We start from the raw sequence: 18,620 nt of genomic DNA on the forward strand, positions 1-18,620 counted from the left end.
CATCACCATCTGAACCGCCCGCTCGCGGAACTCCGCCGGGTACGGGCTCGTCGTATTCTTCTTCCTGTCCATGGAGAGCTATCCTTTGAGAATTTTGCTCTCCGGGCAAGCCGGGGCGGTTCAGACCTTCGCGAGGTCCAGATGCTGGCCCGGATGAAGTGTTCCGGCGTCGAAATCGACGAAGACGTTCTGACGGAGGTTCTGCGCGCCGCCAACGGTCGCGCAAGGCGCATCGTCGTCATCCTGGGCCAGATCCGGGAGGATGCCGCCCTTCGTGGAAAAGATCGTTGCACCATGGCGGATGCAGAGCGGATCCGCTTCTACACCGGCGATGCGCCTGCACCGCGGGGAGGCCGCTGATGTCCGTTTCCACGTCCGGCCGTCCGCCGGTTCATGAGCGCAAGCCGGCCCGCCAGGATATCTGGGAAGCCATTCAGGCCACGCCGGAGGGCTTCACCCTGGGCCACCTGCGGAACCGCTCCCTGGCCGACAGGAAGACGATCCAGGACTATCTGAAGTGCCTGATCGCCGCCGGCTATGTCGTGAAGCACGAGGACCTGGACCCGCCGACCTATGACCTGGTCAAGGACGGTGGCCACCATGCCCCGCGCCTGCGGGCCGACGGCACCCCGGTTACCCAGGGCGGCGGTGTCGAGAACATGTGGCGGAGCATCTACATGCTGCGCGAGTTCACCCATGTGGACATTGCCCAGCATGCCACGACGCTGTCGGTCACGGTGACCAACGAGACCGCCAAGTCCTATGTTTCGATGCTGCTCAAGTGCGGTTACCTGAAGGTCCTGCGCAAGGCCGAGCCGGTGAAAGGACGCCTGGCGCTCTACCGGCTGATCCGGAACAACGGCCCGCTGCCCCCCAAGATCCAGCGGGTGAAGCGGATCTATGACCCGAACACCCACGAGGTTTTCGAGCCGCAGGGGGCCGCATGACCAGTCAAATTGAAATCGCGCGCGCCGCTTGGGGACCGGAGATCCCGGACTGGGTTGTCACGCTGGCGCAGGAATGTGCCCAGGCCAGCCAGAACAAGGTCGCCACAAAGCTGGGCTACTCCGCAGCGCTGGTCAGCCAGGTGCTGCGCCGCAAGTACCCAGGGGACCTTCGCGCCGTCGAGACGGCCGTGCGCGGCGCCTACGAGGATTTCGTGATCGCCTGCCCGGCGCTTGGCCCGATCGCCCCGAAGCTATGTCAGGAGTGGCGGGGCAAGGCGCGGAAGTTCTCTGCCGAGAACAGCCAGCGGGTCCGGATGTTCCGGGCCTGCAACGCCTGCCCGCATTTCCGGAAGGAGCCGCAGATATGACCCAAACGCGTTTGCTGGAACGGATCGAAACGACCGAGTTCTCGAACGAGGCAGTTGCCCAGTACCAGCAACTGATCGGCACGCCACCATCGAATGAAGACGAGGCCGTCGTCCTCACCGCCGCGGCGGTGATCCTGACCCGCGAGCGGCCGGGGATCACCTGGGATGACGACGTGGCCCTGGTGCGCCTGGGCTCCGAATTCATCGAACTGATGTTCGCCGTGCGGGACCGGCGGCGCGCTTCGACCAGCCAGCGTGGGCTTCGGATCGTGGGAGGCGCCGATGTCTGAACGTTGGGAGCTGCACGAGATGATGCAGAAGGCGGCGCGCGGTCTGGGCAAGGTTGATGTCCTGGGCCCGCGGGGTGCCACCCTGGTGAGCCAGGAAGAGTTCGAGGCGATGGCCGGAACGCTGGTGCTGTTCGGCCTTGTTGCCATCCCGCCCGGGGCACCGGCCCCGGAAACCATCACATCACTTACGAGGAGCCGCAGACATGAGCGCGCACACGACGAGTTTCACCCCGGCCGAAGTGCCGGACGGCCGGATCCTGGTGAACGGCAAGACCTACATGGAAGATGCCAAGGGCAAGCTGACGCCGATCGAACTGATCAAGCCCCAGCACCTTCTGGAGGATGAAACGGTCCGGAAGGTCATGGGGTACGCCCTGGCCCTGAGCGATCAGGTGAAGCGCTTCAAGGCGCACACCTTCGAGGACCTGGGCGCCTTCGACGAGCTCCTGGCGCAGGAATACGAGCTGGTGAAGGGCGGGCCGAAGGGCAACCGGACCTATCAGACCCACGATGGCCTGATGAAGATCGAGGTCCGCGTGGCCGATCTGATCGACCTCGGGCCGGAACTGCAGGTCGCCAAGGGCCTGCTCGACGAGTGCCTCACCGAATGGACCGCTGAAACCCGGTCCGAGATCCGCGGCATCATCACCAACACGTTCAACACCGAGAAGGAAGGCAAGGTGAACCGGGCCCTTCTTTTCACGCTGTTGCGCCTGGAGGTCGAGGATCCGCGCTGGAACCGGGCGATGGACGCGATCCGCGATGCGATCCGCGTCGTGGGCTCGAAGACCTACTACCGGATCCAGATGCGCGAGAGCCTCGACGCGCCCTGGGGAACCGTCACCATCGATCTGGCGAAAGCCTGAGCGATGGAGGGGCAAGTTTCCATCACCGTGAACCTGGGCACGATCTTGCTCGTGGCAGAGATCCTGCGTCGGGAACGTTCGGCCGAGACCCCGGACATCGACGATGCCTGCAAGGCCATCAGCAGCGCCATGCTTTCGCTGAAACGAAACATTGCAGACGGCGCCGCCATCGGCCCGGCGAAAGCCTGAACCCATCCCGGCCGGGGGGTCCGGTCGGGACATAACCACCAAGGAGAGACCTATGAAAACCTACACGAAAACCGCCCTGATCAAGGACGTGGCAGCGGAAACCAAACTCAACCAGGCGACGGTCGGCACCGTGCTCGACGCGATCCTGGGCAAGATCTCCGATCAGACGGCCGCGGGCGACAAGGTGGCGATCCCCGGCTTCGGCAAGTTCGAGACCCGGACCCGGGCCGCCCGCACCGGTCGCAACCCGGCCACCGGCGCATCCGTGGAGATCCCGGAGCGGACCTCCCTGAAGTTCACCGCGTCGAAGAGCGCGCCTTAAGCGAAACGCCCCGAGGTTCGGGGCGTCGTCCTGGCGTGGTGGCCGGGGCCTGATGAGCAGCCGGAGGAAGACATGAGCGGATTTGAACTGCGCGATCGCGGCGACGGCAACGTCGACCTGGTCGAGATTGTCCCGACCGTGATCGCCACTTTCACGGACCGGGCGCATGCCGAACGGTACTTCAACGTCCTGACCGGAAGCGGCGCGCCGGATCAGCCCCAGGGCGTCGTCACCATCGAAAACCATGCGCCCGGCGTGGATGTCAGCTTGCAAGAGGCCTCCGCTGAAGGCGGCGGGCCTGTGGTCGTCGTCTCCCCGACCGACCCGATGCCGATCGTGAAACGGAAGTCGCCCCCCGTCGCGCCCGTCCAGGCCCCCCCTTCGGACGAGCCCGACGAGGCGCAGTGGACGTCCGCCTTCAAGGCGCTGGCGGACGGCGGCGATCTGAAGACGGAAGCCGACAAGCTGAGCGTGGACTTCCACAAGCTTCGGGGCAAATACGCAAGGTGGTGCCGGGATCAGAAGGAGGCCGCGGTCGAACCCGCGGCTGCGTCGGATCAGAGCAGCCGGGTCGATTGCCGGCTGTGTGGCCGTGCGTTCAAGGAGACGCCCGAAAGCGACGGGCTGTGCGCGCGGTGCTTCCATGGATGAGGATCTGAGCCAGAAGTTCGGGAGTGACCGGTGATGCGCCTTCGACCGGATCAATCCATTCCCGAGCGCGTCGCGATCCTTGAAGCCGCACTGGAGAAGCTCCTCGATCGAGACGACATAATGTCCGTCGAACCTACCGAAAAGCCCGGCGAGATGGCCGTTTGGGTCCGCACCCGATGGTGCGGGTCCTGCGAAAGCGGGGATCGCACCGGGTACGATCTCGGCCAGCTCGCCCGCGAGCTGGAGGTGCTGCTGTCATGACGGACCGAGCCCTGCAACGTCAGATCCACGTCGCCTGCCGCGAGCTGGGCCTGGACGCGGACACCCGGCACGACCTGCAACTGGCGGTCACCGGCAAGGCCAGCATGTCCGACATGTCCGATGCCGACCTGCACCTCGTCATGTCCGCCCTGAAGGATCGCGGCTTCAAGCCGGCCGGAAAAGGCGCCTTCAAGGGCCGTTCAGAGCCGCTGGCTCCCCGGGCCGATCTGCGCTTCGTCCATGTACTCTGGAAGCAGCTTGGCGATGCCGGCGCACTGACGCGTCCGGATCGGGACGGGCTCAACGCGTTCATCCGGTCCCGGTTCGAAGGCAAGTGGCAGTTCGTTCCGCTGGACGTGGACGCGCTTCGGGATCCGGTCCAGATCAATGCCGTGATCCAGGCCCTGAAGGACATGTGCCGGCGGGAAGGGATCGATCTGGAATGACCCGGCAGGAGAACCGCGAAGGCACGTTCCCGAAACCGCCCGTCCAGATCGAACCGTTCGTCCGGGTCCTGGGGCCGGACCGGGCGGCAACCTTCCTTTTGGAGTTCGGCGGGGCCGAGCTGTACCTCACGGCCAACCCGAAAGGACGGTCCCGGCTCGCCGAACTCTTTGACGTGGAGACCGCAGCCGAGATCGCGAGAGCGGCGGAGCATCTGCCCCGGCGGATCCCGACGGCCAAGCCCTGGCTGGCGTTGCTGATGCATTCTCGGGACTTGCCTATCGCCGAAATTGCCCGCAAGCTGCATGTCACCGACGTGACGGTCCGAAGCTACCTGAAGGCCGCGAATACGCGGTCTTCCGACCCTCCTTCCCGACAGATGAATTTGCCCGGCCTCTGACACCCGCAAACCCTTGCGGGTGTTTCCGTTTCCGGCGCCGGGCCACCTTGGAGCAAAGCGAAGGGCGCTGATCGCCCCCGCGCGATCTCACGAGGTTCTTCCATGCAGACCAGCGCCGAAGGGGTGGCTTTCATCGAGCGCCATGAAGGGGTCGTCCTGACCGCCTATCGCGATCCTGTCGGGATCTGGACGATCGGCAGCGGGCTGACCGCGGCCTCCGGCGTCGTGACGCCCAAGGCGGGCATGAAGATCAGCAAGGCCGAGGCGGCGGGACTGCTGTCCAGGGCGCTTGCCGTGAACTACGCGCCGGCCGTGGCCGGTGTGATGCCCGGCGCGCGCCAGCACGAATTCGACGGCGGCGTGAGTTTCCACTTCAACACCGGCGCCATCGGCCGGGCCTCCTGGGTCCGGGCGTGGATCGAACGTGACTGGTCGGAGGTCGGGCGCCGGATCAAGCTATGGAACAAGGGGGGGGGCAAGGTGCTGCCCGGATTGCAGCGCCGCCGCGAGGAAGAGTTCCTGCTGATCCAATTCGGTAGCTATGCCGGCAAGGTCGCCCAGAACCCGCCCAGTGGTTGCGCCCGGATCGTGGTGCCGGTGACGCCTGACGAGATTGCCGCGATCCGCGAAGGTTTCACCGCACTCGGTTATCCGGTCGGCGATGACACCCGCGGTGTGGCGAAAGAGGCCGTCCTGGCATTCCAGCGGGACCACGCCCTTCTGGCGGATGCCATCCTGGGCAAGGCCACCCTTTCGACGCTTCAACGGATGCTGGATGCCCGGTCCAAGGTGAAGGCCGCCGGCGGCAGCGCCGCCGTCGCGGCACCGGCGACCCAGGCCCCGGCAATCGCGGGCGACACGAGCGCGGCCGACTGGCTCGGCTGGGCCGGGTGGATCGCGCTTGCCGTCTGCCTCTGCTGGGGGCTGTGGCTGGCCTGGACCTATCGCGACGCCATCGCCGCCAAGATCGCACCCCGCGCCCCGAAACTTGCCACCTTCCTGCGGAGCTTCTGATGGTCTCGTCTGCCCTTGTCACGCTTGCCGCCCAGGCCGGCGCGCCCCTTGTCGAACGGGTCCTGGCCAACAGGATCGGCCAGGGGAACGCCGCGCTGGTCGGCCAGGTCCTTCAGAGCGTGGCGCAGAATGCCGGGACAACTCCCGATCAGCTGGAAATGCTTGCGGAGACGCGGCCCGAAGAGCTGGGCAAGGCAATGGTCCGGGCAGAGGCGGAGGCGCCCGAGCTGATCGAGCTGCACGAGACGGCCCTGAAGGGCCAGTTCGCGCTTCTGCAGGCCGAAAAGACGGACCCCGTATGGATGCGCGCCTGGCGCCCGCTGTCCATGTACCTGGTGGGCTTTCTCTGGCTCTGGAGCATCGTGGTCCTGCATGTGCTGAACGCGATCTTCAAGATCGCGCTGCCGCAGCCCGACCTCGTAACCCTGTTCCAGCTGACGGCCGTCTGGCTTGGCCTCTACATGGGCGGCCACACGGTCAAGGACTTCGTCTCCGTGAAGTGGGGCGGGAAAGGCGCTCCGCGGTGATGATCGACCTGGACACTGCGCACCGCGCCCTGGTCTTCGTGAGCCTGGTCGTGTCGTTGTGCTCGGCCGCCTATGCCTTCTTTGCGACGCGGAGGAAGGACGTGGACCGGCGCTTCGACGAGGGCAGCAAGCGGATGGACCGGCACGACCTGCGCCTGCAGGCCGTTGAGCAGGCCATCCAGACCATGCCCGGCAAAGACGACATGCACCGGCTGGAGCTGCACCTGAGCGAAATGTCCGGCGATATGAAGGCGATGTCCGCCACGATGATGGCCATGGCCGAAAGCCAGACCAGGACGGAGCGCATCGTCAGCCGTCACGAAGACCACCTGAGGGGCACCACATGACCGCCTACAACGAGACCCTGCGCAAGCACCGCCGCCTGGCGATCCTTCGACACCTGGAGGCCTGCATGGACTACACGTCCAACGCCTCGATCCTCACCGATGTCCTGGACGGTGTCGGCGTGACGTCGAGCCGTGACCAGGTCGTGACCGAGCTGGCCTGGCTGAAGGAGAACGGCTTCGTCACCTTCGAGGACGCAGGGGCCTTCCTGGTCGTCGAGGCCACCGCCCGCGGCGTCGAAATCGCCCGCGGCCGCGCCCTCCACCCGGAGATCCAGCGTCCGAGCGCCCGGAGGTAAACCATGCCTCCGCCCCGCAAGGTTGACCTGCTGCCCGCCGAGCTGCGGCTCTGGCTCCAGGAGGAGCTGAAGTCCCGTGGCTTCGGCGACTATGTCGCCCTGGCCGATGCCCTGAACACCCGCCTGGAAGAGGACGGGCTGGAGCTGCGCATCGGCAAGAGCGCGATCCATGCCTTCGGCCAGGAGTACGAGCATTTCGTGAAGGCGCAGGAACAGGCCAGTGCCTGGGCCGCGGGCTGGATGAACGACAACGGCCTGGAGGAAGAGGCCAAGCGCCACAACGTGCTGTTCCAGATGATCACCACGCTCGCCTTCAAGGTCATGCAGTCGCAGATGATGAAGGAAGGCGACGAGATCGATGCGCGCGAACTGCACTTCCTGGGCAAGATGCTGAAGGACGTCATGAGCTCGTCGGGCATCCGCGAGAAGCTCATGGAGGAAGAGCGGGAGCGCATCGCCCGGGAAACCCGCGAGCGGGCGGCTGCCACGGTCGAGAAGCATGCCCGCAGCGCCGGCATGACCGCCGAGACGGTCGAGGGGATCAAGGCGGAGATCCTCGGGGTCTCGGCATGACCGCCCCGATCACCCGCGAGGAATGGGAGCGCCAGCGCCGCGAAGCAACGGAGGCGCTGCCGGATGTCATCGATCAGGTCGGGCTTCCGAAGGTTCTGCTGCCCTACCAGGCGCAGGCCGTCTCGCTCCTGGACAGCGCTTCGACCCATGTCCTCTTCATCGAGAAGAGCCGCCGGATCGGCCTGACCTGGGGCCTTGCCGCCTATGCCGTTCTGCGTGCCGGCCGCGAGAAGGCCGCGGGCGGCATGGACGTCATGTACATCTCCTACAGCCAGGAGATGACGCGCGAGTTCATCGATGCCTGCGCCATGTGGGCGCGCGCCTTCTCGGTCGCGGCCCAGGCGCACGAGGAATTCCTGTTCCCGGACAGCGACGAGAACGGGGATCGCTCGATCAAGGCCTTCCGGATCGCCTTCGCCTCGGGCTTCGAGATCATCGCGCTCAGCTCTGCCCCGCGGGGCCTGCGCGGCAAGCAGGGTGTGGTGATCATCGACGAGGCGGCCTTCGTCGACAGCCTCGCGGAGCTCCTGAAGGCGGCGCTTGCCTTTCTTATGTGGGGCGGCCAGGTCGTGGTCTGCTCGACCCATGACGGCACCGAGAACGTCTTCAACCAGCAGATCCAGGACATCCTCGCCGAACGCTCGCCCTACAAGCACCTGCGTATCGATTTCGACCAGGCGCTGCGCGACGGGCTGTACCAGCGGATCTGCCTTGTCCGCGGCAAGGAGTGGACGCCCGAGGGCGAGGCGGGGTGGCGCCAGGAGATCATCGACTTCTACGGCGACGGTGCCGATGAGGAACTGTTCTGCATCCCGTCCATGGGCTCGGGCGCCTGGCTTTCGGCCCCGCTGATCGAGGCGCGGATGACGGCGAAGATGGCGCCGGTCCTGCGCCTGGAGCTGCCGGCAAACTATCTCCAGCTGTCCGAGGTCGAACGCCTGGCGCTGTTCCGGCCGTTTATGGAGGAGCTGGAGGCCGCGCTGGCTGAGCTCGACCTCGATCTGCTCTACGCCTTCGGCTTCGACTTCGCCCGCGTCTCGGATCTGTCCGTCGCCTCGCTGCTGGCCATTGAACAGCGTCTTCAACGCCGGGAAGGCCTCTCGGTCGAAATGCGCAACGTGCCGGGCGACGAGCAGAAGACCGTCGTGCGCGCGATCCTGAGCCATGTCCGCGCCCGTCTTGTCGGTGCAGCCTTCGACGCCACCGGCATGGGCTGGACCGTGGCCGAGGACATGGGCCGCGAATTCGGCCTGCGCGAGGGCGAGGACGGCGGCGGGCTGGTCTGGGCGATCAAGTTTTCCGAGGACTGGTATCGCCTTCACATGCCGCCGCTGAAGGCCGCCTTTGAAGACGACCAGATCGCACTCGCACCAGATGCGGAGCACCTTTCCGACCTCCGGGTGATCAAGCTGATCCGGGGCACGCCCCGGGTGCCGCCGACCCGTGAAGGCGAGAAGGGCAAGAAGCGCCACGGCGACTATGCGATCGCCCTGGCGCTGGCGCATTTCGCGAGCCGGATGCGGTGGGTCGAATACGACTACCGCGGTGCCGGCGGCAGCCATGCCGGGCAGCGTTCCGGCGCATCGATGACGGACACGGCCGAGGAGGCCGACCGCGCAGGTGAGCGCCGCGACTGGTGGTCCAGTCCGCTGGGTGCCGGGCTTAGGGGAGCAGTTTGATGGGTAAGATACCGCAAGTCCTGGACCGCTGGGGCCGCCCGGTGAAGCGCAGCGCCCTGACCGAGGAGGTGGCAGCACCTACCGTCGGGGGCGTGCGGTCGCCGATCACTGGCTACCCGGCCGACGGTCTCACGCCATTGCGCCTGGCCTCGATCCTGCGCGAGGCGGACCAGGGCGATCCGGTCCGCTACCTGGAACTGGCCGAGACGATCGAGGAGCGCGATCCGCATTACCTGGGCGTCCTGGGCACCCGCCGCCGGTCCGTCAGCCAGATTGACGTGACCGTGGAAGCGGCAAGCGACAGCGCGCAGGACCAGAAGACTGCCCAGATGGTCCGCGACTGGCTGAAGCGCGACGAGTTGACCGAGGAGATCTTCGATATCCTGGACACGATCGGGAAGGGCTATTCCTTCACCGAGATCATCTGGGAGACCTCCGAAGGCCAGTGGCAGCCCGCGCGCCTGGAATGGCGCGACCCGCGCTGGTTCCGCTTCGCCCGTCATGACCTGGCCACACCGCTGATGCTGGACGAGAACGGCCAGGAGGTCCCGCTTTCGCCCTTCAAGTTCATCTTCGCCCAGATCCGGGCGAAGAGCGGGATCGCCCTGCGGTCGGGCCTTGCCCGGGTGGCCACCTGGGGCTGGATGTTCAAGGCCTACACGCAGCGGGACTGGGCGATCTTCACACAGACCTACGGTCAGCCCGTCCGCCTTGGGAAGTACGGCGCCGGCGCGTCCGACCGCGACAAGGACACGCTCTTCCGGGCGGTGGCCAATATCGCGGGCGATTGCGCGGCGATCATTCCGGACAGCATGTCGATCGACTTCGTGGAGGCGAAGAGCATCGGGTCTTCGACCGACCATTACGAGAAGCGCTCCGACTGGCTGGACAAGCAGATCTCGAAGGCGGTCCTGGGCCAGACCTCCACCACGGACGCTATCACCGGCGGGCTCGGCTCCGGACAGGAGCACCGCGAGGTTCAGGAGGATATCGAGCGGGCGGATGCCCGTGCCCTGGCCGCGATCCTGAACCGGGATCTGATCCGGCCCTGGGTCGATCTGGAGCATGGCCCCCAGAAGGCCTACCCGCGCCTGGTCATCGCCCGGCCCGAGAAAGAGGACCTGACGGCATTCTCCAATGCCCTGGCACCCCTGATCACCGCCGGACTGCGGGTCCGGCAGTCCGAGGTCCGGGACAAGTTCGGCCTGTCCGATCCGGATGAAAAGGACGAGATCCTGGTGCCCCGGTCCGCGCAGCCGGGCGTGCAGCCCGGTGACGGGAACGGGAATGGCGCTGAGAGCGCCGTTAAATACCCATTAAAGGGCCAGAGCGCTCCGGCGGGGGGCGTTGCCGCCCTTCAGGCGGAAAGCGCCTCAGCGGCCCGCTCAGCGGCTCCCGATGAAATTGCCCCGATCCTCGACCGGATGGCACGCGAGGCCGATCCAGAGATGGAAGCGATGCTGGGCCAGATCGAGGTGATGCTTGAGGCGGCCGGGTCGCTGGAAGAGTTCCGGGAAATGCTGCTGACCGGGTTCCCGGATCTGGACGCGGGCGGCTTTGCCAATGTGCTGGGCGACGCGATGGCCGCGGCACATGCCGGGGGCCGTGCCGCTGTCGAAGAGGACGGTGATGGCTGAGGATCGCGAGACCTTTGGGGCGGCAATGGATCGTGCCGTCGCGGTGGCGACGCGCCAGCCTCCCGTCATTCTTTCCGAACTGTCAGGCTGTCTCGATGAAGTTCTTCGAGCGCGCCCAACCGCTCCAGGAACAACGCAAGCACTGGCTCCCCAAGCCTCGTCGAAGACGAACCGTCCAAAAGCCAGCTTGGAGACGGAAGGGGATTGCCATCTTCTGCAGCGATCCGAAGAACGATGACCCATTGCGTGAGCAGGACCCGCAACCCTTCGCGAGCGCCGTCCGGCCATTGCGCAAGCGTTTCGACGCGCAAGGTCCGGTTCGCACTGAGCTGGACTGACGCGGCTTCGAAATCAGGCTCGACGCCTGGAGAGCGCTCTCCCCAGAACGCTGCCTGCAAGAAGCCGAAGACGATGCTTTCGAGCGTTTTCTCCATGGAGGCACGCTAATTGGCCGATCCTGAGTCGTCTATCACAACAATCTTCCGCCGGCCCTTCCCGGAGCAGGTCGCGGCCTTTCGCCTTCGCCTGGGCAACCTGGTTCCGACCAGCAGCTGGCAGGATGTGTGGCAGGGTGCCAACGACCGTGGCTTCATGGTGGCGGGCGCCACGAAAGCAGACCTTCTGGCCGACCTCGCGGCCGCCGTCGACAAGGAGATCAACGAGGGCACCAGCCTGGAGGAGTTCCGCCGCGACTTCCGCCAGATCGTGGAACGCCGTGGCTGGCACGGCTGGACCGGTGAAGGCACGAAGGCGGGCGAAGCCTGGCGCACGCGCGTCATATACCGGACCAATGCCAGGACCAGCTATGCGGCCGGCCGCCTGGCGCAGCTTCGCGAAGGGAAGTTCGCGTTCTGGATCTACAGGCATGGCGGATCGCTGGAGCCGCGGCCCGAGCATCTCGCCTGGGATCGCATCGCCTTGCCGCCCGATCATCCCTTCTGGGAGACCCACGCCACGCCGAATGGCTGGGGCTGCAGCTGCTACATCGTCGGTGCCCGGACCAGGGCCGGGATCCGGCGCCTGGGCGGCGACCCCGACAAGGTCCTGCCCGAGGGCTGGCAGAAGCTCGACCCTAAAACCGGGGCACCACGCGGGATCGATCGGGGCTGGGCTTATGCGCCGGGGAACACGGTCAGCGACACGGTCACGGCACTTCGGCCGAAGCTCGACGCCCTGCCGCCGCAGCCCTCGATCGACCTGATACGAAGCTGGCTGCAGGAAGGGCCCTTTGCCAAGTGGATGGAGGCACCAGAAGGGAACTGGCCCCTGGTCCGGATATCCACAGAGGACGCCGCCAGGATCGGAGCCCAGCGTGAGGTCGCGGATCTTTCGGCCGAGACGGCTCTGAAACAGCTGCGGGTGCATCCCGAGCTCACGCCGGCCGAGTATGTACGAGCCCAGGAAACGATCAGCCGTGCGACCCACAAGGTTCAGGACACGCCCCGAAGCCTGATCTACATCCTGGATGAACCGGACGGCCATCTGCTGGTCGTCAAGGCGACGCGGACCGGTGAGGGGCTCTTCATCACCAGCTTCCGCCGCATGAGTGCGGAAGGGGTCAATCGTGACCGTCTGATCCGCAGGCTTCTGAGAAGGGAGTAATGCAGGCGGCGGGGCCCCGCACCCGGGGGAGAACCCGGAAACCCCGCATGGCGCTCCGTCAGGTCGAAACCGATCGTGCTACGGCCGCGAGAATATTACCGTGTCACGCCTGCATAAAGGAAGATAGCCATGATCACCGTTGAAATCAACGACGCCCAGGTCAGGCAGGCCCTTGACGAGATCGCCCGTGCGCTCACGGATCTGACCCCGGCGATGCAGGACATTGGCGAGTATCTGACCGAGACCACGAAGGAGCGGTTCCGCAAGGGGGTGAGCCCGGAGGGAACGCCATGGGCGCCGAAGAGCCAGGCCACGATCGACGCCTATGTCGCCCGGAAGGACAAGGTGGACTTCCGGCCGCTGCACGGCCCTTCCGGTCGGCTGTCGAGCGAGATCTCGTATCAGGCCGGTCCGTCTCAGGTCGAGATCGGGTCGAACCTCATCTACGCGGCTGTCCAACACTTCGGCGCCGAGGCGGGACAGTTCGGCGCCCGGATCGGCACCGACAAGCGCGGCCGGTTCTATTTCATGCCGATCCCCTGGGGTGACATCCCGGCGCGGCCCTTCCTGGGCCTCTCGGCCGAGGACCGGACCGGTGTCCTGGAGATCCTCGAAGAGTACGTCACCGGCGCCCAGGAGTGATCCGCGCTTGACCGGCTGACCGGCACCGGGCAACCTGACGGCAGAGCAAAAAGCGCCAACCCCGCAAACCCTTGCGGGTGTATTGGCCCCTCCCATCGCGGCGAATATGGCCGCATGGAAAACGCCCTTGTCACCCTCTCTGCGATGGAACTGCCCGCGCCCGGCGAAGGCGCGGTCGTGCCGGAATGGGTCCAGCTTCTGCCCAAGGGACAGGTCGCCGCCTATGACGGCCGCGGTCCCTGGCACTACGACGATGCGAAGCGGGTGATCGAGGAGAGCTTCTCGCGCCGCCGCCGGATCCACATCGACGAGAACCACTCCACCGATACCGCCGCCAAGCTTGGCCTGGCGGCGCCCGCCCGGGGCTTCATCACCGAGATGGAAGAGCGCGCCGATGGCATCTGGGGCCGGGTCGACTGGACCGAGAGCGGCCGCGCGCTGCTGTCCGACCGGGCCTACTGGGGCATCTCGCCCGTCCTCGCCTACGAGAAACTGACCGGCAAGGTGGCGGCAATCTCGCGCGCCGCCCTGACCAACGACCCCGCCCTGCGCGAGCTCCTCGCGCTCAACAGCACGGAGAAACCCGACATGTTTGCAGCGAAGGTGGCCAAGATCCTTGGCCTGTCCGAGGATGCCTCGGAAGACGACATCGTTGCCGCCCTGGGCAAGCGCCTGGACAAGAGCGGTGAAGGTGAGGCCGCAATGAGCTCCTCGCTGTCCCGGATCGGCACGGCCATGGGCCTTGAGGGCGAGGTGTCGCTGACGGCAATCATCGCCGCCGCCACCGGGCTGAAGGCCGCCGGCACCGAGCAGACCGAAACGATCGCGACCCTGCAGAGCCGGGTCAACACGCTCGAAACCAACGGCAAGCGCAAGGCTGCCGAGGATTTCGTCGACGGTGCCATCCGCGATCTGCGCGCCGGCGTGAAAGCCAGCCGCGAGGAATACGTCACGCTCCACATGGAAAGCCCGGAGCGCGCCGAGAAGCTGGTCGCGGGCCTGCCGAAGCTGGACCGCAGCGGTACCACTATCACGCCCCCGGCCGCGACCCAGGAAGGCCAGGCCACGCTGAGCGCCGACCAGAGCGCCGCGGCCCGGCTGATCGGGGTCGATCCCAAGGCCTACGCTGAAACCCTGAAGGCCGAAGCCGCCGCGAAGGAGACCTTCTGATGACCGCGCTGACCGCAGATCGCAACACGCCCCGTTCCGAGGGCGATCTTCGCAGCGGCCTGGTGGCCGCCGCCACCCTCGTCTATGCCGGCGCGCTGCTGATGCGGAACGCCGCGGGCAACGTGATCGAGGGGCAGACCGCCACCGGCCTGGTCGGCATCGGCCGCGCCGAAGAGCGGGTCGACAACAGCACGGGCAGCGCCGGCGATCTTTCGGTCCGCTACCGCCCCGGCACCTTCCGCTTCGCCAACTCGGCCGCCGCGGATGAGATCACCATCGCCGATATCGGCCAACTGGCCTACGCGGTCGATGACCAGACCGTCGCCAAGACCGATGGCACCGCCTCGCGCTCGGCGGCCGGCATCGTCGACGCGGTCGACGACCAGGGCGTCTGGGTGCGCCTGGACGAAGCCCTGACCAACGCCGCCGCGACCGCTGCGGCCGCCGCAGCAGCCTAAGGATCCCACCATGCTTATCAACGCCGCAAATCTCGACAGCCTGCGCGTCGGCTTCAAGACGTCCTTCCAGAACGGCCTGGGCCAGGCTTCCACCATGTGGGAACGGGTCGCGACCGAAGTCACGTCGACCCAGAAGGAACAGAAGTACGGCTGGCTCGGCAAGCTGCCGAACGTCCGGGAATGGATCGGCGCACGCGCCGTCCAGAACCTCCAGAGCCACGATTACGCCATCAAGGAAAAGCCCTGGGAACTGACCATCGGCGTCGATCGCGACGACATCGAGACCGACAATCTCGGGATCTACGGGCCGCTCTTCCAGGAGATGGGCCAGTCCACGGGCTCCAAGAAGGATGCCCTGGTCTACGCGCTGCTGAAGGAAGGCTTCGCCACCGCCTGCTATGACGGCCAGTACTTCTTCGACACCGACCACCCGGTGCTGGACGAGGACGGCGAGGTGATCTCGGTCAGCAACTCCGGCGGCGGGGGCGGCACGCCCTGGTTCCTGCTCTGCACCAACCGCGCGCTGAAGCCGGTGATCCTGCAGAAGCGCAAGGACTTCGAGTTCGTCGCCAAGGACAAGGTCACCGACGACAACGTCTTCAACAACAAGGAATTCGTCTACGGCGCGGATGCCCGGTTCAACGCGGGCTTCGGGTTCTGGCAGATGGCCTACGGGTCGCAGCAGACGCTGAACGCCGCCGCCTATGCGACCGCGCGTGCCGCGCTGACCGGCATGAAGGGCGACTACGGCCGCCCCCTGGGCCTGATGCCGAACCTGCTGGTCGTGCCGCCCGCGCTGGAAAGCGCCGGCCGCAAGATCCTCAATTCGGAACTCGGCACCGGTGGCGAGACCAACGAATGGAAGGGCACGGCCGAGCTGCTGGTCGTTCCCTGGCTCGCCTGACGACCGAGAAATCAGTTTCCCGAGGGGCCGGTTCGGCCGGCCCCTTTCGCAAACTGATAGGAGGTCGCCGTGACCGAGAAAAGCGAAGCCCGGATCGCCCTGGAAGCCCGCGCCGCGGAGCTGGACGTCAAGTTCGCCTGGAACACGGGTGACGACACGCTGGCCGCCCGGGTGCAGGAAGCCGAGGCCAAGGCACAGGCGAAGAATACCGCACCGGAGACGCCGCCGCAGGAAAACCCGGAAGGGTCCGCCACGCAGGCGGTTGGTGGCGAGGGTCCGGTCCAGGCGGAGGCACCGGAGGCCTCCGCCACCAATCCCCAGCCGGCACCGGCTGAAGCTGTTTCCGTCCTGGTCATCACTGGCCCGGCCCGCGGGTTTCGCCGGGCGGGCCGCCATTTCGGCCCGGAGAAGGTGATCATCCCCGTGGATGACCTGACCCCCACCGAATTCGAACGGCTTGTGAACGAACCCGCGCTGACCGTCGTGAAGACGGACGTGCCGGCGTCGACCTGATCCCCGGCGGGAGGCCGGCGGGCAGCGGCCGGGATGGGCGCCGGCCGTGAGCGCATGAGCCCAGCTCCTTCGGGGGCCTGCCTGGCGGCGGGAGATCGCCGCCAGGACTTCTCCAGACAGGATTGCTCGACAGATGCCCTATGCCACCCTCGACCAGCTCACGGACCGCTTTGGCGCGCAGATGCTCGTCAGCCTGACCGACCGTGCCGCGGTGGCGACCGGCTCGATCGACACGGATGTCGTGGACCGGGCGCTGGCCGATACCGACGCCGAGATCGATGGCTTCCTGCGCCCCCGCTACGTCCTGCCCTTGGCCGAAGTTCCGCCGCTGATCGCCGACCTGGCGCTGGCCGTCGCCATCTACAAGCTGCACCGCTACGAGCCCGACCCGAAGATCCAGAAGGATTACGAGCTGGCCCGGCGCTCGCTTGAAGGCATCTCGCGGGGCGCCATCCGTATCCCGGCCGAAGGTGTCGAACCCGAGACCTCCGACGGTACCGGCGCCCGGATGACCGATCGCGAGCGGCCCTTCACCGAGGCGAACATGAAGGGCTTCATCTGATGATCGACCAGGTGATTGCCCGGCTGAAGGCAGAGGTGACGGAACTGGGCGGGCGCGTCGAAGGCGCGGCCAGTTTCGCGACCCTGATGCAGCAGAACGCGCTGCCGCAGGTCACGCCGGCCGCCCATGTGCTGCCTGTCGGGCTGACAGGAGGCAGCGCCAATGCCGCGACGGGCATGTTCACCCAGCTCTTCGACGAGGCCGTGGGCGTGATCCTGACCATCCGGGGTCACGACCAGACCGGCGGGCGTTCGCTCGACCTGACCCAGGCGCTGATCCGGGCCGTCATCGCGGCCATCGCTGGCTGGGAGCCCGCGGACGAGATCGGCAGCTTCCGCCTCGTGCGGGGCAACCTGGTCAGCCTGCGCGCCGGTGCGCTGGTCTACCAGCTCGACTTCTCCATCACCGACCAGCTGAGGATCCCGACATGACTGCCAAGACCCGGAAGGCCCTCCCGCAAAGCGGCGGGTCCTGGAAGCGCGACGACAAGGGCAAGCTGACCGCCCTGGTCAAGCCGCCCCGCACCGAAACACTGGCAAAGCCGCCGGCCGCCAATCCCGCGCCCGCCACCTCCGCGGCGAAGAAGGAGGGCTGACCCATGCCCATCAAGTGGAAATCCAAGATCCTCCTGGCGAAGATCGAGAGCGCCTATGGCATCGACCCGACGCCCGCCGGTGCTGTCAACGCTGTGTCTGCCACGGACGTGCAACTGACGCCCATGGAAGGTTCGGATGTCGATCGCGCGCTGGAAACGCCCTGGCTGGGCGCCACTGGCACGATCCCGACCGAGCTGCATGCCATGCTGCGCTTCAAGGTCGAACTGGCCCCGTCTGGCGCGGCCGGGACGGCACCTGCCTGGGGGACGCTGCTGCGGGCCTGCGCCGTGGCCGAGACGATCGATGCGGGCGTGTCGGTCACCTACAACCCGGTCAGCGACGGACACGAGAGCATCACGCTGTACCTTCTGATCGGCGCGACCCGCTACGTGCTTCTCGGCAGCCGTGGCAACTGCACCTTCGAGGTGAATGCCCAGGGCATCGTCTATCTGAACTTCGAGTTCACGGGCCTCTTCACCCTGCCCACGGAACAGACCCGTCCGACGGTGGACCTGAGCGCCTACCAGAAGCCGCTGCTGGCGACCAATGCCAACACGCCGACCTTCCAGATGGCCGGCGAGGATTTCGTGATGCGCAGCTTCACCCTGAACCTGGGCAACGCGGTCGAGACGCGGTTCCTGATCGGGTCCGAAGGGGTGCTGATCACCGATCGCGCCGAAACGGTCGAGACGGTCGTGGAAGCCGTGCCGCTGACCACCTTCGATCCCTTCACCCTGGCGGCCGGACAGACCGGCGTCGAGATCGACCTGGTCCATGGCACGACGGCGGGGTCCATCGCCGCGATCAACATCCCGACCGCCCAGATGCAGCGACCGCAGGGGCTGAACAACAGCCAGAACATCAAGGAATGGCCGCTGCGCCTGGTGCCACTGCCAGCGGCCGGCAACGACCAGTGGACCCTCACCCTCACCTGATCCGCGAAAGCACCGGAGCCCGACATGTTCAAGATCACCGCCAATCCCGCGTTCACCCACCCGGTCACCGTCCTGGTCCCCCAGGATGAAGGCCACGTTGAACAGACCTTCAAGGCCCGGTTCAAGGTCCTGCCCGACGGCGAGGCCGAAGGGTTCGACGTCGCATCGAAAGATGGGCTGAAGGACTTCCTGCGCGCGGTCTGGGTGGGCCTTGAAGACGTGGTCGATGACGCGGGCCAGCAGCTCTCCTGGTCGACCGATCTGCGCGAACAGATGCTGGGGCTGCCTTATGTGCGCCTGGCGCTGCTGCGCACCTACATGGCCGCCCTGACCAAGGCCAAGTCGGGAAACTGAAGGCGGCCGGGCGGGCCTGGGCAGAAGGCCGGCTTGGCCGGGACGAAGACGGGGGCGCCGAGGATGACGCGGC

Annotated in this window: 30 protein-coding genes and 1 other RNA gene; 30 read left to right on the top strand and 1 reads right to left on the bottom strand. The window is 66.6% G+C overall.

The features are described 5' to 3' along the window. The 19 genes from FQK05_RS24410 to FQK05_RS24500 all read left to right on the top strand — a co-directional run. Positions 1-360 (top strand): hypothetical protein (locus tag FQK05_RS24410; protein WP_199252764.1); only part of this gene is annotated, 360 nt, incomplete at its 5' end. Next, complete coding sequence (locus tag FQK05_RS24415) at positions 360-947, top strand: hypothetical protein (protein WP_158971947.1); 588 nt, start codon at positions 360-362, stop codon at positions 945-947. The genes FQK05_RS24410 and FQK05_RS24415, both read left to right, overlap by 1 nt. Then, positions 944-1,315 (top strand): hypothetical protein, encoded by a 372-nt coding sequence (locus FQK05_RS24420; protein ID WP_158971949.1) that lies wholly within the window; start codon positions 944-946, stop codon positions 1,313-1,315. The genes FQK05_RS24415 and FQK05_RS24420 overlap by 4 nt, the downstream gene beginning before the upstream one ends. Next, entirely contained in the window at positions 1,312-1,605 is a 294-nt protein-coding gene (locus FQK05_RS24425; RefSeq protein ID WP_158971951.1) for a hypothetical protein, read from the top strand. The genes FQK05_RS24420 and FQK05_RS24425 overlap by 4 nt, the downstream gene beginning before the upstream one ends. A 203-nt stretch (positions 1,606-1,808) precedes the next feature. Then, positions 1,809-2,471, top strand: coding sequence for a DUF3164 family protein (locus FQK05_RS24430; protein ID WP_158971953.1), 663 nt, complete (start codon positions 1,809-1,811; stop codon positions 2,469-2,471). A gap of 51 nt (positions 2,472-2,522) precedes the next feature. Further along, positions 2,523-2,660, top strand: coding sequence for a hypothetical protein (locus tag FQK05_RS24435; RefSeq protein WP_158971955.1), 138 nt, complete (start codon positions 2,523-2,525; stop codon positions 2,658-2,660). A 52-nt stretch (positions 2,661-2,712) separates the two neighbouring features. Continuing rightward, a complete protein-coding gene (locus FQK05_RS24440; protein ID WP_158971957.1) occupies positions 2,713-2,982 on the top strand; it encodes an HU family DNA-binding protein in 270 nt (89 codons plus the stop codon). Continuing rightward, positions 2,981-3,048, top strand: an RNA gene (locus FQK05_RS24445) — hammerhead ribozyme type II. The genes FQK05_RS24440 and FQK05_RS24445 overlap by 2 nt, the downstream gene beginning before the upstream one ends. A gap of 6 nt (positions 3,049-3,054) precedes the next feature. After that, positions 3,055-3,633, top strand: coding sequence for a hypothetical protein (locus FQK05_RS24450; protein ID WP_158971959.1), 579 nt, complete (start codon positions 3,055-3,057; stop codon positions 3,631-3,633). A gap of 33 nt (positions 3,634-3,666) precedes the next feature. Then, positions 3,667-3,894, top strand: a complete 228-nt coding sequence (locus tag FQK05_RS26305; protein ID WP_233270667.1) for a hypothetical protein — start codon at positions 3,667-3,669, stop codon at positions 3,892-3,894. Further along, positions 3,891-4,340, top strand: a complete 450-nt coding sequence (locus FQK05_RS24460) for a gp16 family protein (RefSeq protein WP_158971963.1) — start codon at positions 3,891-3,893, stop codon at positions 4,338-4,340. The genes FQK05_RS26305 and FQK05_RS24460 overlap by 4 nt, the downstream gene beginning before the upstream one ends. Further along, on the top strand, positions 4,337-4,738 hold the full coding sequence (locus FQK05_RS24465) for an RNA polymerase sigma factor sigma-70 region 4 domain-containing protein (protein ID WP_158971965.1): 402 nt from the start codon (positions 4,337-4,339) through the stop codon (positions 4,736-4,738). The genes FQK05_RS24460 and FQK05_RS24465 overlap by 4 nt, the downstream gene beginning before the upstream one ends. A 102-nt stretch (positions 4,739-4,840) precedes the next feature. Next, positions 4,841-5,752: a lysozyme gene (locus tag FQK05_RS24470; RefSeq protein ID WP_158971967.1), complete on the top strand. Its 912-nt coding sequence runs from the start codon at positions 4,841-4,843 to the stop codon at positions 5,750-5,752. Then, on the top strand, positions 5,752-6,279 hold the full coding sequence (locus FQK05_RS24475) for a hypothetical protein (RefSeq protein ID WP_158971970.1): 528 nt from the start codon (positions 5,752-5,754) through the stop codon (positions 6,277-6,279). Before FQK05_RS24470 ends, FQK05_RS24475 begins: the two co-directional genes overlap by 1 nt. Beyond that, positions 6,279-6,626 (top strand): DUF2730 family protein, encoded by a 348-nt coding sequence (locus FQK05_RS24480; protein ID WP_158971972.1) that lies wholly within the window; start codon positions 6,279-6,281, stop codon positions 6,624-6,626. Before FQK05_RS24475 ends, FQK05_RS24480 begins: the two co-directional genes overlap by 1 nt. Next, a complete protein-coding gene (locus FQK05_RS24485) occupies positions 6,623-6,922 on the top strand; it encodes a VpaChn25_0724 family phage protein (RefSeq protein WP_158971974.1) in 300 nt (99 codons plus the stop codon). The genes FQK05_RS24480 and FQK05_RS24485 overlap by 4 nt, the downstream gene beginning before the upstream one ends. Positions 6,923-6,925: 3 nt before the next feature. Next, positions 6,926-7,495 carry a phage protein Gp27 family protein gene (locus FQK05_RS24490; protein WP_158971976.1) on the top strand — a complete coding sequence of 190 codons (570 nt, stop codon included), beginning with the start codon at positions 6,926-6,928 and terminating at the stop codon, positions 7,493-7,495. Continuing rightward, a complete protein-coding gene (locus tag FQK05_RS24495) occupies positions 7,492-9,174 on the top strand; it encodes a terminase large subunit domain-containing protein (protein ID WP_158971978.1) in 1,683 nt (560 codons plus the stop codon). The genes FQK05_RS24490 and FQK05_RS24495 overlap by 4 nt, the downstream gene beginning before the upstream one ends. Then, the gene (locus tag FQK05_RS24500; protein WP_158971980.1) at positions 9,174-10,811 is read left to right on the top strand and encodes a DUF935 domain-containing protein; all 1,638 of its coding nucleotides are present in this window, start codon (positions 9,174-9,176) and stop codon (positions 10,809-10,811) included. The genes FQK05_RS24495 and FQK05_RS24500 overlap by 1 nt, the downstream gene beginning before the upstream one ends. A 65-nt stretch (positions 10,812-10,876) precedes the next feature. On the opposite strand, the gene FQK05_RS24505 is transcribed toward FQK05_RS24500, so the two are convergent. Continuing rightward, positions 10,877-11,245: a hypothetical protein gene (locus FQK05_RS24505; RefSeq protein ID WP_158971982.1), complete on the bottom strand. Its 369-nt coding sequence runs from the start codon at positions 11,243-11,245 to the stop codon at positions 10,877-10,879. Positions 11,246-11,402: 157 nt separating this feature from the next. Here FQK05_RS24505 and FQK05_RS24510 point away from each other — a divergent pair, with 157 nt between their 5' ends. The 11 genes from FQK05_RS24510 (at position 11,403) to FQK05_RS24560 (ending at position 18,547) form a co-directional block, all read left to right on the top strand. Then, positions 11,403-12,413 (top strand): phage head morphogenesis protein, encoded by a 1,011-nt coding sequence (locus FQK05_RS24510; protein ID WP_233270668.1) that lies wholly within the window; start codon positions 11,403-11,405, stop codon positions 12,411-12,413. A 129-nt stretch (positions 12,414-12,542) separates the two neighbouring features. Further along, positions 12,543-13,055: a phage virion morphogenesis protein gene (locus FQK05_RS24515; RefSeq protein ID WP_158971986.1), complete on the top strand. Its 513-nt coding sequence runs from the start codon at positions 12,543-12,545 to the stop codon at positions 13,053-13,055. Positions 13,056-13,169: 114 nt separating this feature from the next. Then, positions 13,170-14,225, top strand: coding sequence for a phage protease (locus tag FQK05_RS24520; RefSeq protein ID WP_158971988.1), 1,056 nt, complete (start codon positions 13,170-13,172; stop codon positions 14,223-14,225). After that, positions 14,225-14,683 (top strand): hypothetical protein, encoded by a 459-nt coding sequence (locus tag FQK05_RS24525; RefSeq protein WP_158971990.1) that lies wholly within the window; start codon positions 14,225-14,227, stop codon positions 14,681-14,683. Before FQK05_RS24520 ends, FQK05_RS24525 begins: the two co-directional genes overlap by 1 nt. A 10-nt stretch (positions 14,684-14,693) precedes the next feature. Beyond that, positions 14,694-15,587, top strand: a complete 894-nt coding sequence (locus FQK05_RS24530) for a Mu-like prophage major head subunit gpT family protein (protein ID WP_158971992.1) — start codon at positions 14,694-14,696, stop codon at positions 15,585-15,587. Between the two features lie 69 nt (positions 15,588-15,656). Then, entirely contained in the window at positions 15,657-16,100 is a 444-nt protein-coding gene (locus FQK05_RS24535; protein ID WP_158971994.1) for a hypothetical protein, read from the top strand. Positions 16,101-16,233: 133 nt separating this feature from the next. After that, positions 16,234-16,662 (top strand): gp436 family protein, encoded by a 429-nt coding sequence (locus FQK05_RS24540; RefSeq protein ID WP_158971996.1) that lies wholly within the window; start codon positions 16,234-16,236, stop codon positions 16,660-16,662. After that, the gene (locus FQK05_RS24545) at positions 16,662-17,093 is read left to right on the top strand and encodes a phage tail terminator protein (protein ID WP_158971998.1); all 432 of its coding nucleotides are present in this window, start codon (positions 16,662-16,664) and stop codon (positions 17,091-17,093) included. Before FQK05_RS24540 ends, FQK05_RS24545 begins: the two co-directional genes overlap by 1 nt. Continuing rightward, on the top strand, positions 17,090-17,257 hold the full coding sequence (locus FQK05_RS24550) for a hypothetical protein (protein WP_158972000.1): 168 nt from the start codon (positions 17,090-17,092) through the stop codon (positions 17,255-17,257). Before FQK05_RS24545 ends, FQK05_RS24550 begins: the two co-directional genes overlap by 4 nt. 3 nt (positions 17,258-17,260) lie before the next feature. Further along, the gene (locus FQK05_RS24555; RefSeq protein ID WP_158972002.1) at positions 17,261-18,193 is read left to right on the top strand and encodes a phage tail tube protein; all 933 of its coding nucleotides are present in this window, start codon (positions 17,261-17,263) and stop codon (positions 18,191-18,193) included. A gap of 24 nt (positions 18,194-18,217) precedes the next feature. After that, on the top strand, positions 18,218-18,547 hold the full coding sequence (locus FQK05_RS24560; RefSeq protein ID WP_158972004.1) for a hypothetical protein: 330 nt from the start codon (positions 18,218-18,220) through the stop codon (positions 18,545-18,547). The last annotated feature ends 73 nt before the right edge of the window (positions 18,548-18,620 follow it).

The organism is Chachezhania sediminis, from assembly GCF_009765275.1.
Lineage (GTDB): Bacteria > Pseudomonadota > Alphaproteobacteria > Rhodobacterales > Rhodobacteraceae > Chachezhania > Chachezhania sediminis.

Bases quoted from the DNA above. Each gene is read 5' to 3' on its own strand.
- FQK05_RS24415 (WP_158971947.1), top strand. From the start codon at position 360: ATGTCCGTTTCCACGTCCGGCCGTCCGCCGGTTCATGAGCGCAAGCCG.
- FQK05_RS24420 (WP_158971949.1), top strand. From the start codon at position 944: ATGACCAGTCAAATTGAAATCGCGCGCGCCGCTTGGGGACCGGAGATC.
- FQK05_RS24425 (WP_158971951.1), top strand. From the start codon at position 1,312: ATGACCCAAACGCGTTTGCTGGAACGGATCGAAACGACCGAGTTCTCG.
- FQK05_RS24430 (WP_158971953.1), top strand. From the start codon at position 1,809: ATGAGCGCGCACACGACGAGTTTCACCCCGGCCGAAGTGCCGGACGGC.
- FQK05_RS24440 (WP_158971957.1), top strand. From the start codon at position 2,713: ATGAAAACCTACACGAAAACCGCCCTGATCAAGGACGTGGCAGCGGAA.
- FQK05_RS24450 (WP_158971959.1), top strand. From the start codon at position 3,055: ATGAGCGGATTTGAACTGCGCGATCGCGGCGACGGCAACGTCGACCTG.
- FQK05_RS26305 (WP_233270667.1), top strand. From the start codon at position 3,667: ATGCGCCTTCGACCGGATCAATCCATTCCCGAGCGCGTCGCGATCCTT.
- FQK05_RS24460 (WP_158971963.1), top strand. From the start codon at position 3,891: ATGACGGACCGAGCCCTGCAACGTCAGATCCACGTCGCCTGCCGCGAG.
- FQK05_RS24465 (WP_158971965.1), top strand. From the start codon at position 4,337: ATGACCCGGCAGGAGAACCGCGAAGGCACGTTCCCGAAACCGCCCGTC.
- FQK05_RS24470 (WP_158971967.1), top strand. From the start codon at position 4,841: ATGCAGACCAGCGCCGAAGGGGTGGCTTTCATCGAGCGCCATGAAGGG.
- FQK05_RS24475 (WP_158971970.1), top strand. From the start codon at position 5,752: ATGGTCTCGTCTGCCCTTGTCACGCTTGCCGCCCAGGCCGGCGCGCCC.
- FQK05_RS24480 (WP_158971972.1), top strand. From the start codon at position 6,279: ATGATCGACCTGGACACTGCGCACCGCGCCCTGGTCTTCGTGAGCCTG.
- FQK05_RS24485 (WP_158971974.1), top strand. From the start codon at position 6,623: ATGACCGCCTACAACGAGACCCTGCGCAAGCACCGCCGCCTGGCGATC.
- FQK05_RS24490 (WP_158971976.1), top strand. From the start codon at position 6,926: ATGCCTCCGCCCCGCAAGGTTGACCTGCTGCCCGCCGAGCTGCGGCTC.
- FQK05_RS24495 (WP_158971978.1), top strand. From the start codon at position 7,492: ATGACCGCCCCGATCACCCGCGAGGAATGGGAGCGCCAGCGCCGCGAA.
- FQK05_RS24500 (WP_158971980.1), top strand. From the start codon at position 9,174: ATGGGTAAGATACCGCAAGTCCTGGACCGCTGGGGCCGCCCGGTGAAG.
- FQK05_RS24505 (WP_158971982.1), bottom strand. From the start codon at position 11,245: ATGGAGAAAACGCTCGAAAGCATCGTCTTCGGCTTCTTGCAGGCAGCG.
- FQK05_RS24510 (WP_233270668.1), top strand. From the start codon at position 11,403: ATGGTGGCGGGCGCCACGAAAGCAGACCTTCTGGCCGACCTCGCGGCC.
- FQK05_RS24515 (WP_158971986.1), top strand. From the start codon at position 12,543: ATGATCACCGTTGAAATCAACGACGCCCAGGTCAGGCAGGCCCTTGAC.
- FQK05_RS24520 (WP_158971988.1), top strand. From the start codon at position 13,170: ATGGAAAACGCCCTTGTCACCCTCTCTGCGATGGAACTGCCCGCGCCC.
- FQK05_RS24525 (WP_158971990.1), top strand. From the start codon at position 14,225: ATGACCGCGCTGACCGCAGATCGCAACACGCCCCGTTCCGAGGGCGAT.
- FQK05_RS24530 (WP_158971992.1), top strand. From the start codon at position 14,694: ATGCTTATCAACGCCGCAAATCTCGACAGCCTGCGCGTCGGCTTCAAG.
- FQK05_RS24540 (WP_158971996.1), top strand. From the start codon at position 16,234: ATGCCCTATGCCACCCTCGACCAGCTCACGGACCGCTTTGGCGCGCAG.
- FQK05_RS24545 (WP_158971998.1), top strand. From the start codon at position 16,662: ATGATCGACCAGGTGATTGCCCGGCTGAAGGCAGAGGTGACGGAACTG.
- FQK05_RS24550 (WP_158972000.1), top strand. From the start codon at position 17,090: ATGACTGCCAAGACCCGGAAGGCCCTCCCGCAAAGCGGCGGGTCCTGG.
- FQK05_RS24555 (WP_158972002.1), top strand. From the start codon at position 17,261: ATGCCCATCAAGTGGAAATCCAAGATCCTCCTGGCGAAGATCGAGAGC.
- FQK05_RS24560 (WP_158972004.1), top strand. From the start codon at position 18,218: ATGTTCAAGATCACCGCCAATCCCGCGTTCACCCACCCGGTCACCGTC.